This window comes from Psychrobacillus sp. PGGUH221, assembly GCF_042055255.1.
Taxonomy (GTDB): Bacteria; Bacillota; Bacilli; order Bacillales_A; family Planococcaceae; genus Psychrobacillus.
The window spans coordinates 156,780-170,383 of the sequence record NZ_JAQMHQ010000011.1 but is presented as its reverse complement, the minus strand read 5'-3'; the positions used below and the strand labels follow the sequence as shown (position 1 = coordinate 170,383).

The following is a 13,604-nucleotide window of genomic DNA, read 5'->3' as shown; positions in this document are numbered from 1 at the left end:
TTCTAGAATTTATAATATAATAGAACTACAAATAATTATTACCTTTAGTATGAATATAATATTAAATATAAGTAAAATAGACTCATTATACTAAGAATAGGGAGTAGTCGAATGCGTTTAGTTAAAATTGATCAATGTCAGCCGGGGATGAGGTTGGGCAAACCAATATATAATGACAAAGGTAAAATTCTGTTAGCAAAGGGAGCAGAACTAAGAGATCGAATCATCCTTAAGTTACATAAATATAATGTTACAACTGTTTACATAGAAGATGAAGTATCTGAAGGAATAGAGATTATTGAATCTATTCCAGAAGCTTTACGCATGGAGGCTTTAAATACGATTACGGAAGGATTCCAAACTTTAATGGATCTAAGTCATTCCAACTCTAATCTTCAAGGGATGATGAAAACAGGTAGAGCTATAAGAAGTTTTCAAAAAGTATTTAAGGATATACTAGCGTCACTAACAGACAATCAAAATGCATTAAATTTACTAGCCTCGACAAAATTGCATGAAAATTATGTGTTCAATCATTCGTTAAACGTTTCTATATATGCTTGTCAGCTTGCTATCGAAAATGGATTGCCTCTTAAGAATATTGAAGAAATTGGATTGGGGGCCATGTTACACGATTTAGGTAAGGTGCATATTCCACTAGATATCTTAAATAAGCCCGGGGAGTTAACGAAAGAGGAATACGCCCTAGTCAAACAACATTGTGAAAAGGGCTTTGAAACTCTACGAAAAATACATGAAATCCCTTTACCAGTTGCTCATTGTGCTTTTCAGCATCACGAAAGAATCGATGGGATGGGATACCCAAGAGGATTAAAGGGAGATGAAATTCACAAATATGCGAAAATCATCAGTGTTGCGGATGTGTTTGATGCGGTAACAAATCCAAGAGCATTCAGGCAGGCCGTAATGCCTCATCAAGGACTAGAAATTCTGTATGCTGGAAGTGACGCTCAGTTCGACACACATCAAGTCAATTTATTTAAAGAGTGTATCGCCATCTATCCACCAGGCTTAACCGTAACATTAAATGATGGTCGAACAGGAATCGTCACACAATATAACTACCAAGCGGCGGGGCGTCCTGAAGTTCGCATTATTAAGAATGAAGAAAATGAAAATGTTGCTCCATATGAGATAAATTTAGGAGCAACGGAAAACCTTACGCTTGAAATTGTGATGGCGGACGCATTGATTTAAAAGTAATAATTCACGATGTTTACTTATAAAAGAGGGTTAGATTATTTAATTCGTTAGTCTTTTATAATATCCAATAATGCAAGTACCCTTTGTGATATAATTTCGATAAAAAGTGGCTAGTATAAAGAAAAGCTCTATTGAATTTCTTTGGAGGAATCTATATGTTTGATCCAACTATTTTTGAGAATTTAAAAGTCGCATTGGAAAACCAGGTGTATGATTTAGATAATATAGAACGAAAAATCATTATTACAAACCGGGTGGACCAAATTGATTTATCCATTTTGGCTAGAGAATTTTCTGTTCAATTTACTCTCGTCAGCTCTCGAGACGTTACAGCAGAGATTGTATTAAAGGCCTCATTAGATGAACTGGCAGGGGAGATATTAGAGCTTCCTGGAACAAATTTAGGGTGTTCCTTACTGTTAAGATTCTACAAGCAAGTTCAAAATTTTCCTATTCAATGCAAAATTATTGAACAAAATCTAAACGATATTTGGGAAGATGATGTGGAGCTGTCACAGACATTGAGCTTCCTGTTCAACCAAGAAGAACCAAGCTATCTTGACACGATTGAAGTAAAGTTTACTCGTAAAATTAACGAAGAACACATGGGGGATATTGAAGATTTTCTAGAGCATGTTTTAGAAACGTTAGAAGAACTGCATAGTATTTAAATCTGTACTCAGTGGATATTAGTAGACAAATGTATAAAACTGTTATATAGTAAAGACAATAATTAAATTGCTTAACAGAAACAATGAATTCACATATTACAAAAAGTAATCGTGTTTGTTCGGTACTTTTTGTAATATGTGAATTTTTTATTCACTACAATTTTTGGAGGTCTTTTAAATGACACAAGGTACAGTAAAATGGTTTAACGCAGAAAAAGGTTTTGGATTTATCGAAGTTGAAGGCGGAAACGACGTATTCGCTCACTTCTCAGCAATCCAAGGCGAAGGTTTCAAATCACTTGACGAAGGTCAAAAAGTGGAATTTGAAGTAGAACAAGGTCAACGTGGACCACAAGCAGTTAACATCGTAAAACTTTAATTCTTCGGAATGAAGTAAATGTTTAACCGTGAATTCGAGACACTCTGATAAGAGTGTCTCTTTTTTTGTCAATTTAATTAAAATACTTCCGGATAGAAATATTTTTGACCGGATAAAAGAAAATACGACCGGATAGAATTGTTTCTGACCGGATAAAAGAAAATACGTCCAGATGGAAAAATTTCTGAGCCTATAAAATATATTCAATAATAACTAGTTTGTATCTGCTTTTATCGGTACAAAGTGATAGCATATGATACAGATGAATCACTAGATGGAGATGAACTAAGATGAGTAATACACATATATTTTCGAAGCGTGAGGAGATTGCGAATGCAATCATTCACGGGATTGGGGCTCTTTTAAGTATAGCTGCACTTGTCATTTTGATCGTATCTTCTGTGTCAAAAGGGACGGCGTGGCATGTGGTAAGTTTTACGTTGTTCGGAGCAACGATGGTGCTGTTGTATGCGTCTTCTACACTTGTCCATGGGTTTCCGGCTGGTCGAGCGAAAGATGTGTTTGAGATAATGGATCACTCGTCCATTTACTTTTTTATAGCAGGGACGTATACTCCTTTTTTATTTCTTGCAGTAAAAGGGTCACTTGGTTGGACGCTATTTGGGATTGTATGGGGGCTTGCGATAGCAGGTACAGTATTTAAAGCCTATTTTGTAAAGCGCTTTTTGCATACGTCGACGTTGTTATACGTTGTGATGGGCTGGCTGATGGTATTTGCTTGGAAACCCCTAGTGGCAAACGTATCGACTGAAGGCATGATTTATCTGGCTGTAGGTGGTGTTCTCTATACACTTGGTGCGATTTTTTATGTATGGAGAGGGTTTACGTACCATCATGCTGTCTGGCATATATTTGTTCTTGCAGCGTCCATACTACATTTCTTTGCAGTAATGACTTTATTGCCATAAATTTAAACTCCTCTCTGATACGTAAAAGAGAGGAGTTTAATGTTTCTATCCACTTACTACTAAGTCCACCACATCTGACTGATAGAATCCTTCACAATAATCGGCTTTAAGTTTTCGACTGCTTTTGTAAAACCTTCTTCAATCGACATTAATCCATCCTCATGTTCGATACTTACAACATAATCATACCCATAAAGTCGTAGAATACTAATAATGTCTGCCCATGTTTTTTGATCGTGCCCAAAACCAACGGATCTAAAATACCATGCACGGTCACGCATATTCGCGTAATCGGTCATATCGGTCAGACCGTTCCGGTTCATGTTTTGCTGATCGATAATTGTGTCTTTTGCATGGAAATGATGGATGGCATTCTCACGTCCAAGTATTTTAATTGCTTCTATTGGATCAATACCTTGCCACCACATATGACTAGGGTCAAGGTTAGCACCAATCATTGGACCACAGGCTTCTCTCAATCGCAATAGTGTAGCAGGAGTATGTACAGTGAATCCTCCATGTAGTTCTAATCCAATCTTTACGTTAAGTGATTGTGCTAAATCATTTTTTTCTTTCCAGTACGGAATCAGTTTTTCTTCCCATTGCCATTTTAATACTTCTTGGAAATCATGTGGCCAAGGGGCTACTGGCCAGTTAGGATAAAGGGCATTTTCATGATCTCCTGGACATCCTGAAAATGTATTAACTACTGGAACGCCCAGTTTGGATGCTAGATGAATGGTCTTTATAAACAATTCATCAGCGGGATCTGCGATTTTTTTTTGTGGATGGAGTGGGTTTGCATGACAGCTTAGGGCACTAATGATTAATCCGTGGTCGCTAATTTTTTGCTTAAAGCTCTGCAATTTCTTGTCATCGTTTAAAAGTTCATCCACTTTACAGTGAGCATCACCAGGATACCCTCCTGTACCCAATTCAATTGCTTCTATACCTTTAGAGGAAACATAGCTTAACATGTCTTCAAAACTTTTATCAGAGAAGAGTACGGTAAAAACACCTAGTTTCATAAAAACAACCTCCCTTAGTTATCAGAATTTACAGTAATGTAAACCGTTACATTACTAACATATATAAAACTTTCAAGTAAATCAATAGATTTTTATAATAAAAAATATATATTGACGCATAATTCGGAATATAATAACATGTAAATGTAAACGATTTCATTTTTCTTTCAATGAAATCATAGAAAGTGAGACTTAGAGAGATGACAAACATCCAACAGGTGGCTAAACAAGCTGGGGTATCTGTAGCGACAGTGTCCAGAGTACTCAACGGACAAAATACAGTATCGTCAAAAACACGAATTAAAGTAGAAGAAGCTATAAAGAATTTAAGTTATGAACCTAGTATGTTAGGGAGGAATTTAAGAAATTCAGAAAGTAGAATTCTTTTAATATTGATCCCGAGCATTTCCAATCCGTTCTATTTAGAAATCATTAAAGGAATTGAAACCGTTGCACTTAGTCAGAATTACAATATCCTGTTATGTGAAACAGATTCCAATCCGGAAAAAGAGAATATTTACTTTGACCTTGTTAGAAAGAAGATGGCGGATGGAATTATTTCAATGGACCCTGCAGTTAATATCGAAACATTAAAAGAGCTAGCAGAAAAGTATTCCATTATTCAATGTAGTGAGTATAACGTCGATAGCGGGATTCCTTATGTGACGATAGATAATGAAGAAGCGTCTTATCGCGCTGTTAAGCATTTGATACAAATCGGCCATAAAAAAATTGCCCTAATGAATTCGGATGATAAATTTCTTTATTCGAGACAGAGGGAAATGGGATATCAACGAGCATTAGAAGAACATGGTATAGCGTTGAACAACGATTATATTCTTTATACAAAACATTTAGGCTTTGAGCACGGACAACAGGCGATGAAAAAGATACTGGCTATGCACGATCGCCCAACAGCGATATTTGCAGTATCGGACCTTTTGGCGATAGGGGCACTAAAAGAAATAAATGCATCTGGATTACATGTACCAAATGATATAGCAGTAATAGGCTTTGACAAAATTGATTTTTCGAATATGACAAACCCTACGCTCACAACGATTGCTCAGCCTATGTATAAGATGGGTACGGTGGCGGCGGAAATGTTAATTGATAAGATCAGAGGAAATGATGTGGATAATGTCATATTGAACCATGAATTAGTCATTCGGGAATCTACATGAGGATAAACAACTAAGATCAGCGCTCTGTTATTAAAAGGGATTAATAATAGAGCGTTGCCCTTAGTTGCTGATGTAATCGATTACAAAAAGGGGAGCACTCACTAAATTCAAGGGGGAATAGTGTTGAAGAAATTTCTAATCTTATGTTTATTTTTAGTAACAGTCTTTATGATGGCAGCTTGTAGTGATGATACGAATACTGCAGATGGAAAAGAAGATGATACGTTAAAAATCGGTATTTCTTTGCCTTCAGCAACACATGGGTGGATGGGAGCACTAATTGATAGTGCGGAAAAGCAAGCAAAAGCTCTTAAAGATAGCGATGGCATTGAATATGTGATGACAAATGCCGCTGATCCAAACAAACAAGCAAACGACGTAGACGATTTGATCGCACAAGGTGTGGACGTTATCGTTATGCTTCCAATTGAATCTGCGGCACTTTCACCAGTGGGGCAAAAAATAAAGGATGCTGGAATTCCTTTAGTCATTGTGGACCGTGAGCTTGAAAATGATGCGGCTACAGTTGTTGTTAAAGGTGACAATGAAGGTATCGGCGTAAATGCTGGTAAATACTTTGTGGAAAAATTAAATGGAAAAGGTAAGGTAGTGGAAATTTCCGGACCACCAAGTTCCGTTACAGAACAACGCGGATCAGGTTTTAAAGAAGCGATGGAAAATGCAGAAGGAATGGAGATTATTGCTTCACAAAGTGGTGACTTCTCTACTGAAAAATCATTAGAAGTGATGCAAAACATTTTACAAGCACATCCGCAAATAGATGCTGTGTTTACACAAGATGATGGAATGGCGCTTGGTGTACTACAAGCTATTAAAGAAGCTAACCGCACAGACATTAAATTTGTAACAGGTGCTGGCGGTGGTAAAGCAGTGTTTGAGGATATCAAAGCAGACGGTCTTATGACAGCTACTTTCCTTTACTCACCAACGATGGTAGAAGACGCAGTGAAAATTGCGGCGGATATCGCTAAAGGTAATGAACCAGAAGAATCAATGGTCGTAAAAGAAGCTACTCAAGTAACAAAAGAAAACGTGGATGAGTACTATGATCCGGAATCTAAATTTTAAATGAATAACAGGAAATACAATGGTTGTGTAAACAGTTGTTGTATTTCCTCTTTTCCTATATAAGGAGTGATAAATAACATGACTGAAAATCCTTTTATAAAAATGGAGAACATGAACAAGTCATTTAATGGTGTACCAGTTGTAAAGAATGTGTCTCTTCAGATTGAAAAAGGTGAGATTCATGCATTGTTAGGTGAAAATGGTGCCGGAAAATCCACTTTGATGAATATTTTAGGGGGAGTCCATCAACCGAATAGCGGCACTATTTACATAAACGGTCAAGAAGTTAGAGTGGCTAATCCAAGAGTATCCCAAGAACAAGGGATAAGCTTTATCCATCAAGAACTAAACATGGTTTCTGACCTCAAAGTCTATGAGAATATGTTTTTGGGATCAGAACTTCGAAACAAAGTCGGCTTTTTAAAAGTAGAAGAGATGTGTCAACAAACTCATGAAATCTTATCGAAGCTTGGAGTAGACATCAATCCGAAAGAATACGTTCGAAATTTAGCAACTTCCTATAAACAACTAATAGAAATATCCAAGGCACTGCTTCATAAATCCACGCTTATCATTATGGATGAACCTACAACCTCATTAGCAGAACATGAAGTAAACCGTTTATTTGAATTAATGAAGAACTTAAAGAAATCAGGCATCTCGATTATTTATATATCCCATAAACTAAAGGAAATTAAAGAGGTATGTGACCGTTATACCGTATTACGTGACGGAGAAATGATTAAGACTGGCGATATAGAACAGGAAGACTTAGATACAATCACCAAGCTAATGGTTGGTAAATCTATCTCTCAAAATAGATTTGTACAGGAACATTCATTTGGCCAAATATTACTAGAAGTGAACAATTTAACAAGTCAAGGTTTGTTTAAAGACATTCATTTTCAGGTGAGAAAAGGGGAAATTGTAGGTTTTACTGGACTAGCTGGAGACGGTAGGACAGAGCTTTTTGAAAGCATATTCGGATATCGAAAAAAATACACTGGTGAGATAAAGATCCATAATCAGTTAGTAAAAATAGATCACCCCCGAAAAGCCGTAAAGGCAGGAATAGGTCTTGTTCCAAAGGATCGAAAAGAAAATGCAATTATTAAAGATTTAAGCGTGATTCATAACATGAGTTTATCTTCCATAGGAAACTTTGAGAAATCTGGCTTTATCCAAGATAATAACGAACGAGATAAATTTCAACATTATAAGGAACTGCTGAATATCAAAGTACACAACCCTCGTATCACAATCGATAAGTTAAGCGGTGGTAACCAACAAAAAGTAATCATCGCGAAATGGCTTGAAGTAGGGGCAGATATACTCATATTTGATAACCCGACACAAGGGATTGACGTCGGGGCAAAGCAAGAGATTTATCAGCAAATCGTGGCATTGGCCGAACAAGGGAAATCGGTGATTATATTGTCTTCGGAGGCTCCTGAAGTAATGAGGCTATGTCATACAATAAATGTGATGTACCAAGGAGAAATAACAGCAAGGTTTAACGGAGAAGAAGCAACGGAAGAAGAAATTATGCATTATGCAACTGGCTCGAAAAGGGAGGTCGCAACAAGTGGCTAATATTAATGTAAAAGAATATCGTCCGCAAGTGTCAAATGCCAAAAGTCGTCTCACATGGCTATGGTCAGAATATAGCGTCATAATAGCTTTCATTATTATTTTTATCGCATCTTCTATTATGAGTCCAAGATTTTTAGATATGAACAACCAGCTCAATATACTCATGCAAGTATCTATTATCGGAATTGTTGCATTAGGTATGACGGTCGTTATGCTTTCAGGTGGGATCGACTTGTCCGTTGGGTCTGTGCTTGCACTAGTCGGGGTCATTACGGTTCTAGCATTAAATGCGACAGGTAGTATACTTGTTGGGATTTTCACAGCATTAGTCGTAGGTTCCTTTGCAGGATTCTTGAACGGATTAATGGTTGCTAAAGGAAGGATTGCCTCTTTCATCGCAACATTGGGAATGATGGCATCAGCGCGTTCCATTGCATTGTATATTGCCGAAGGTGGAAGTGTTTCTGGAGAAGTGCAAGGATTTACTGCGATCGCAAATAATGATTTATGGATATTTGATTATCCTGTCATTATTTTCTTCGTCATGACCGCACTGGTTTATATGTTAATGCACAAGACACGCTTTGGAAGATATGTGTATGCACTTGGAAGTAATGAAAAAGCAGCATTGCTTTCAGCGATTCGTGTGGACCGTATTAAAATTGGTGTCTATAGTTTGGCTGGCTTATTAGTAAGTGTTGCAGCGATCATTGAAACATCCCGCTTAAACTCTATTTCATCTTCAAGTTCAGGAGTTCAATATGAACTAGATGCGATTGCTGCCGTTATTATAGGTGGTACAAGAATGACAGGTGGTCGAGGTAAGATAATTGGAACACTTTTTGGAGTGCTTATTTTAGGTATTCTGAATAACATGATGAATTTAATGAATGTTTCCCCATACCTGCAAGGGTTTGTAAAAGGTTTAATCATTATTATTGCAGTAGTATTCCAAAAGAGAGAGTAGGAGGGATCATATGGGGTTAAAAGTAGGCATTGTTGGATGTGGATCGATAACAAAATTGCGCCATGCACCTGAATATAAAGCGAATCCATTTGTGGATGAAATTGTTTTTTATGATCGAAATCCTGAACGTGCAGCAGCGTTAGCAAGCCTGTTCGATGGGACTGTAGTGCAAAGTGTGGATGAATTATTAACCGATCCGACTATACAAGTAATTAGTGATTGTTCTTCGAATGAATTTCATCATATATTTTCTACAAAAGCGTTATTAAATGGAAAGCATGTTTTATGTGAAAAGCCGATCGCCCTTACGATTGAACATGCGAAAGAAATAGTCGATGCCCAAAAGCAATCCGAGAAAAAATTTATGGTAGATCACAATCAAAGATTTACTCGCGCGCATCAAAAAGCGAAAGAAATCATAAAAAGTGAAGAACTTGGGAAAGTGCTAACTTTTAGAACAACGTTTGGACACTCTGGACCAGAACAATGGGGAGTGAATAAATCAAACTCCACATGGTTCTTTCAAAAGGAACGTTCTGGACTTGGCGTTGCTGGTGATTTAGGGGTCCATAAAGTAGATTTGCTGCATTATTTATTAGATGATGAAATCGAGCAGGTAAGTGCTTTTCAAGGAGCACTCGACAAAGTAAATGAAAACAACGAACCGATAGAAGTGTGCGATAACATCGTCTGTAGTTTAAGAACGAAAAAAGGACGATTAGGGACTGCTGCTTTCTCTTGGACGTATTACGGAGAAGAAGATAATAGCACCATCATCTATTGCGAAAAAGGTATTTTGAAAATCTACCATAGTGATCAATATCAATTAGAAGTCATCACGAAGGATGGGGAGAAGGTACAATATCAACTAGAGAACATCCAAACAAACAACAATCAAACAAATAGTGGTGTGATTGATGCATTTATTGAATGTATTCGACTTGATCAAACTCCGCTTGTTACAGGAGATGATGCACTCTCTTCACTAAAAGTTATTTTAGGTATTATAGAAGCAGCTGAAACGAATACGGTTGTTACAATTGAATAACAGATGTTGACTACGGTTTCCGTGGCGCTTTGGACTGTCTATTTGCTACATAATTATCTTGAGAATGAGAGCTGGAGTAAGTGACATGGTCACTTACTCCAGCTCTCTCTTTTAGGTAATCTTGTGGCGAATACTTGTCCTTCGCGCCACTGCAACCTTGGTGTACAGTGTAATTTGGTTTTGGGGAATGAAAGAATCGAACCTATTCTAGTCAGAAAGTAAGTGGCCGAAGATATAATTTCGGCCACTTTTTTCTTTTAATTCTTATTCAAAAGTAAATTCAAATCGTTTTTCTGTCTGGAATACTCCTTCGTGAAAAGTTCGCTCCACAAAAGTAATATTATGCTCTTTATCTATTAGTAAAACAGTCGATGAACGAGTGCCATAGTTAGGACTTTTTATAAACAGAGGAGACAGCAATCTCTCCATCTCTAAACCAACACCAGTATTGGGTAGATGTTGATCTTCCGCTATTGTCTGGTCAGAAATAATATCGAACAATGAATCAATCTGTACCTCACCTGGACAGGAACGAACATAATCACCTAGTTGTTTCTTGCCTATTGCAACCTTCGGCCAAGGAGTATTCAAAGTATGATTACTCAAGCTATGCGTGCCAGGTGGAATTTCATTCATTTCATCTAATATATTGTTGTAGTGAAATAAATGATTGCCGTCACCTACAACTACATTAAAGCCCCCATATTTACCTTTGTTTTTCGCAAGCGTTTGAATAAAATCAACGGAAGCCTCGCCATTAGCTAAAAAATCACGCACAATATCCCCTCGTGAAAAACGACCTTTTGCTTCATTAGGATCCCGATAATTTGTTAACGCCGCAAAACGACCATCTCTCGTCACACCAAGCCAAGTACCCATATACACCAAATCTCGTCCAGCCAAAATACCCGGATAATCCTTCCAAAATCCAGCAGCCGCTGTTGGTCGCTCATAAAATTCATCTCGATTTGCTACGACAATCAATTTATAAAACGGATGCTCCTGAAAATGAAAATTCACCAAACACATTCAAACTACCCCTTTAAACGTTTTAAGTATTTTAATCATAACATGTGTCAAAAAATTAATACCAGATTTTTGCAGGTACTTATATGTATGAGATTGCCTATAAAAATTAGCATCTTTCAAAAGAGTTTATAAGCAACCCTAATCTATTAGGAGAACATTATATGGACGAATGAAATCATGATTATAATAATTAGAAGATGATTATTTTGTGATAGGCACGACAAACGTTCTGCATTGAAAGTCGGAAGAAAGTTCATGTTCTTTTTGATATCATCCAATTAACATATCATCACCATATTCGACAAACTAGATTTCAGACAATCCGCAAATACTTATCATCATTTGCTTAAAAACTCGCAACAATTACATTAATGGAGGCAACACAGTTGTATCACGAATATAAACATGTCTTTAGTAAAGAGGAATTTAACGAGCAACTGGAAATATTCCTCCTATTGATTTAAACAGTAATCAATTCAATTTTACTCAATTAGGGCTATTTTACTCACTAAATTGGAAAATATTAAATAAATGTAAATGAATTTTCTGTGAGAAGACATACATACTTGTTAAAAGAATGGTAAAATAAGAATATGAAATCTTTTCTATTTGAATAGTTAAAATTTTGAGTAAACATTATTTTTAATAAATTTCTTAAAGTCGATTGTATTTATAAATATTAAATTAAAGGTTGTGAACTAATAATATGAAAAATAATTTTATTACATATTTAAATACTATGAATAATGCTAATAGTTCCAATGAAAATGCGATAGCTGAATCACAAATAACTAATCCTTATTACGAATCAATTCGTGTAGAAAGAAAGATAGGCCAATTCTTAATTGAATGTATGAAGGAAAAGCCTGTAACAATCTTGCTAACAGGACATGCTGGGGATGGGAAAACAAGTCTAATTTATCAAATACTAAGAGATTTAAATTTAATCCAGGTTAATGAACAACTTAAGATTAGCGATAAAATGTATTCGGAAAAATTAGAATCGAGCTTTTATTATGTAAAAGATATGAGTGAATTAAATAAAGAAGAACAAGTAAATTTCTTAAAAAAAGGTCTAGATATAAAGAAAGAAAAAGGGTCAGCAATTATAATATCTAATACTGGTCCTTTAATTGATGCTTTTAAAGGGTTAGAAGATAAAGAAAAAAGTGTGGAATTAGACTCCGTCATTGAGATGGATTTACTTGAATTGATGGATAGTAATGAAGGGAAAATGGGTAAGGTTGGTAACCACGAAGTATTAGTAATCAATATGGCTAGAATCGATAATACTATATTAGTACCTCAATTATTAAATAGAATTCTTAAAGAAGAATTATGGGAACCTTGCAGTGTGTGTGACCATAAACTAAATTGTTCGATTTACAATAATTATCAAACTTTAAAAGAAAACACTAATAATGTTAATACATTTATTACTAGTTTTTATAGATGGCTATATGAAACTGATAAAAGACTGACCGTTAGGCAAATACTTGCGCATTTAACTTATTCAATAACAGGTAACTTAAATTGTGATACTACTTTAATAGATAACAAGGGAGCAAATTTATTCAAGTACCATTTTTCAAATCTTTTCTTTGGCTATCAAGGTACTGAAGAAAATTCTGAAGCACTACAAATCCGTGCAATAAAAGAAATAAAGAATCTAATGCTAGATTCTAAGGAATTAACATTTGATTATGAAATTTTTGTTAAAAATGATTTTTCATTTTTAACCCCTTTGGCTCAAAATGTAATTAGTCCATATTGGAAAAAAAAGATGCATAAATATACTTCACTTTCTATGGACTTATTAAAAAGGGAAGAACCATATAAATTAAGAAAAGCTGTTAGAAGGATGGAAATGCTATTTGGAAAACATACAGAAGATACAATGAATCTAATGTTAGGAAATATATACACAAATATTTACCCAACATATTTGGAAATGAGAAAAAAAAGTCTAAGTGTCAAAAACACAAGAGATTTAAAAAATAAAATTATTCAAGCGTTGTACTTTATGTTTATTGGAGTTGCTAAAAAGGATGAAAAATCTATTTACCTTCCACTTAGTAGAACAGGAAATGGAACGCAAAATGTACAAGTTTTACTTGGTAAAATAGATTTAGACGAAATTACTATTTTACAGAAGTTCAAAGAATCAAAATTTGATGTTGGAGAAAACCACTATGAGCTAGTTATAACGTTTCGTGCAATAGATGAAGAGTTTCCAATTTCATTAATGCTGTTAGATTACTTTGATAAAGTGTCTAATGGAGCTGTTTCAACTAAATTAAATCCTGCGCTAAGCCACGGTGTTGGAAGGATGAAGTCGAAAATTTATAAAAAATACAGATATCGAAGTAGTGATAAATCAATAAAACTTCTTGTCCATACTGTAAAAGGAACACGATATCATAATTTAGAAATAGAACAACAAGAATTGTTTGTTGATTAAAA

At 35.5% G+C, this 13,604-nt stretch carries 12 protein-coding genes; 10 read left to right on the top strand and 2 right to left on the bottom strand.

Features of this window, described 5'->3' with window-relative positions:
• Positions 1–111: 111 nt before the first annotated feature.
• The 4 genes from PGC35_RS18760 to trhA all read left to right on the top strand — a co-directional run bounded on the left by PGC35_RS18760 (position 112) and on the right by trhA (position 3,203).
• Positions 112–1,218: an HD-GYP domain-containing protein gene (locus tag PGC35_RS18760; RefSeq protein ID WP_375220214.1), complete on the top strand. Its 1,107-nt coding sequence runs from the start codon at positions 112–114 to the stop codon at positions 1,216–1,218.
• Between the two features lie 161 nt (positions 1,219–1,379).
• Positions 1,380–1,895: a hypothetical protein gene (locus tag PGC35_RS18755; RefSeq protein ID WP_053591737.1), complete on the top strand. Its 516-nt coding sequence runs from the start codon at positions 1,380–1,382 to the stop codon at positions 1,893–1,895.
• Between the two features lie 178 nt (positions 1,896–2,073).
• Positions 2,074–2,274 carry a cold-shock protein gene (locus PGC35_RS18750; RefSeq protein ID WP_053591738.1) on the top strand — a complete coding sequence of 67 codons (201 nt, stop codon included), beginning with the start codon at positions 2,074–2,076 and terminating at the stop codon, positions 2,272–2,274.
• Positions 2,275–2,564: 290 nt separating this feature from the next.
• Complete coding sequence (gene trhA, locus PGC35_RS18745) at positions 2,565–3,203, top strand: PAQR family membrane homeostasis protein TrhA (RefSeq protein WP_275783917.1); 639 nt, start codon at positions 2,565–2,567, stop codon at positions 3,201–3,203.
• 59 nt (positions 3,204–3,262) lie between these two features.
• Here trhA and PGC35_RS18740 read toward each other — a convergent pair whose 3' ends face one another.
• Entirely contained in the window at positions 3,263–4,231 is a 969-nt protein-coding gene (locus PGC35_RS18740) for a sugar phosphate isomerase/epimerase family protein (protein WP_275783920.1), read from the bottom strand.
• A gap of 200 nt (positions 4,232–4,431) precedes the next feature.
• Between PGC35_RS18740 and PGC35_RS18735 the strand changes: the two genes are divergently transcribed.
• From PGC35_RS18735 to PGC35_RS18715, 5 genes are all read left to right on the top strand, one after another.
• Positions 4,432–5,415, top strand: coding sequence for a LacI family DNA-binding transcriptional regulator (locus tag PGC35_RS18735; RefSeq protein ID WP_375220213.1), 984 nt, complete (start codon positions 4,432–4,434; stop codon positions 5,413–5,415).
• A gap of 123 nt (positions 5,416–5,538) precedes the next feature.
• Positions 5,539–6,504: a substrate-binding domain-containing protein gene (locus PGC35_RS18730; protein WP_375220212.1), complete on the top strand. Its 966-nt coding sequence runs from the start codon at positions 5,539–5,541 to the stop codon at positions 6,502–6,504.
• 78 nt (positions 6,505–6,582) lie between these two features.
• A complete protein-coding gene (locus PGC35_RS18725; RefSeq protein WP_375220211.1) occupies positions 6,583–8,097 on the top strand; it encodes a sugar ABC transporter ATP-binding protein in 1,515 nt (504 codons plus the stop codon).
• On the top strand, positions 8,090–9,064 hold the full coding sequence (locus PGC35_RS18720) for an ABC transporter permease (protein ID WP_275783929.1): 975 nt from the start codon (positions 8,090–8,092) through the stop codon (positions 9,062–9,064). The genes PGC35_RS18725 and PGC35_RS18720 overlap by 8 nt, the downstream gene beginning before the upstream one ends.
• A gap of 10 nt (positions 9,065–9,074) precedes the next feature.
• A complete protein-coding gene (locus PGC35_RS18715; RefSeq protein WP_375220210.1) occupies positions 9,075–10,112 on the top strand; it encodes a Gfo/Idh/MocA family protein in 1,038 nt (345 codons plus the stop codon).
• A gap of 264 nt (positions 10,113–10,376) precedes the next feature.
• Here PGC35_RS18715 and PGC35_RS18710 read toward each other — a convergent pair whose 3' ends face one another.
• Entirely contained in the window at positions 10,377–11,141 is a 765-nt protein-coding gene (locus tag PGC35_RS18710) for an NRDE family protein (protein ID WP_375220209.1), read from the bottom strand.
• 706 nt (positions 11,142–11,847) lie between these two features.
• Between PGC35_RS18710 and PGC35_RS18705 the strand changes: the two genes are divergently transcribed.
• Positions 11,848–13,602 (top strand): hypothetical protein, encoded by a 1,755-nt coding sequence (locus PGC35_RS18705; protein ID WP_375220208.1) that lies wholly within the window; start codon positions 11,848–11,850, stop codon positions 13,600–13,602.
• Positions 13,603–13,604: the final 2 nt, after the last annotated feature.

Excerpts from the sequence above, each read along its gene's own strand:
- PGC35_RS18740 (WP_275783920.1), bottom strand. The coding sequence starts at position 4,231 with ATGAAACTAGGTGTTTTTACCGTACTCTTCTCTGATAAAAGTTTTGAA.
- PGC35_RS18735 (WP_375220213.1), top strand. The coding sequence starts at position 4,432 with ATGACAAACATCCAACAGGTGGCTAAACAAGCTGGGGTATCTGTAGCG.
- PGC35_RS18705 (WP_375220208.1), top strand. The coding sequence starts at position 11,848 with ATGAAAAATAATTTTATTACATATTTAAATACTATGAATAATGCTAAT.
- PGC35_RS18725 (WP_375220211.1), top strand. The coding sequence starts at position 6,583 with ATGACTGAAAATCCTTTTATAAAAATGGAGAACATGAACAAGTCATTT.
- PGC35_RS18755 (WP_053591737.1), top strand. The coding sequence starts at position 1,380 with ATGTTTGATCCAACTATTTTTGAGAATTTAAAAGTCGCATTGGAAAAC.
- PGC35_RS18750 (WP_053591738.1), top strand. The coding sequence starts at position 2,074 with ATGACACAAGGTACAGTAAAATGGTTTAACGCAGAAAAAGGTTTTGGA.
- PGC35_RS18710 (WP_375220209.1), bottom strand. The coding sequence starts at position 11,141 with ATGTGTTTGGTGAATTTTCATTTTCAGGAGCATCCGTTTTATAAATTG.
- trhA (WP_275783917.1), top strand. The coding sequence starts at position 2,565 with ATGAGTAATACACATATATTTTCGAAGCGTGAGGAGATTGCGAATGCA.
- PGC35_RS18715 (WP_375220210.1), top strand. The coding sequence starts at position 9,075 with ATGGGGTTAAAAGTAGGCATTGTTGGATGTGGATCGATAACAAAATTG.
- PGC35_RS18760 (WP_375220214.1), top strand. The coding sequence starts at position 112 with ATGCGTTTAGTTAAAATTGATCAATGTCAGCCGGGGATGAGGTTGGGC.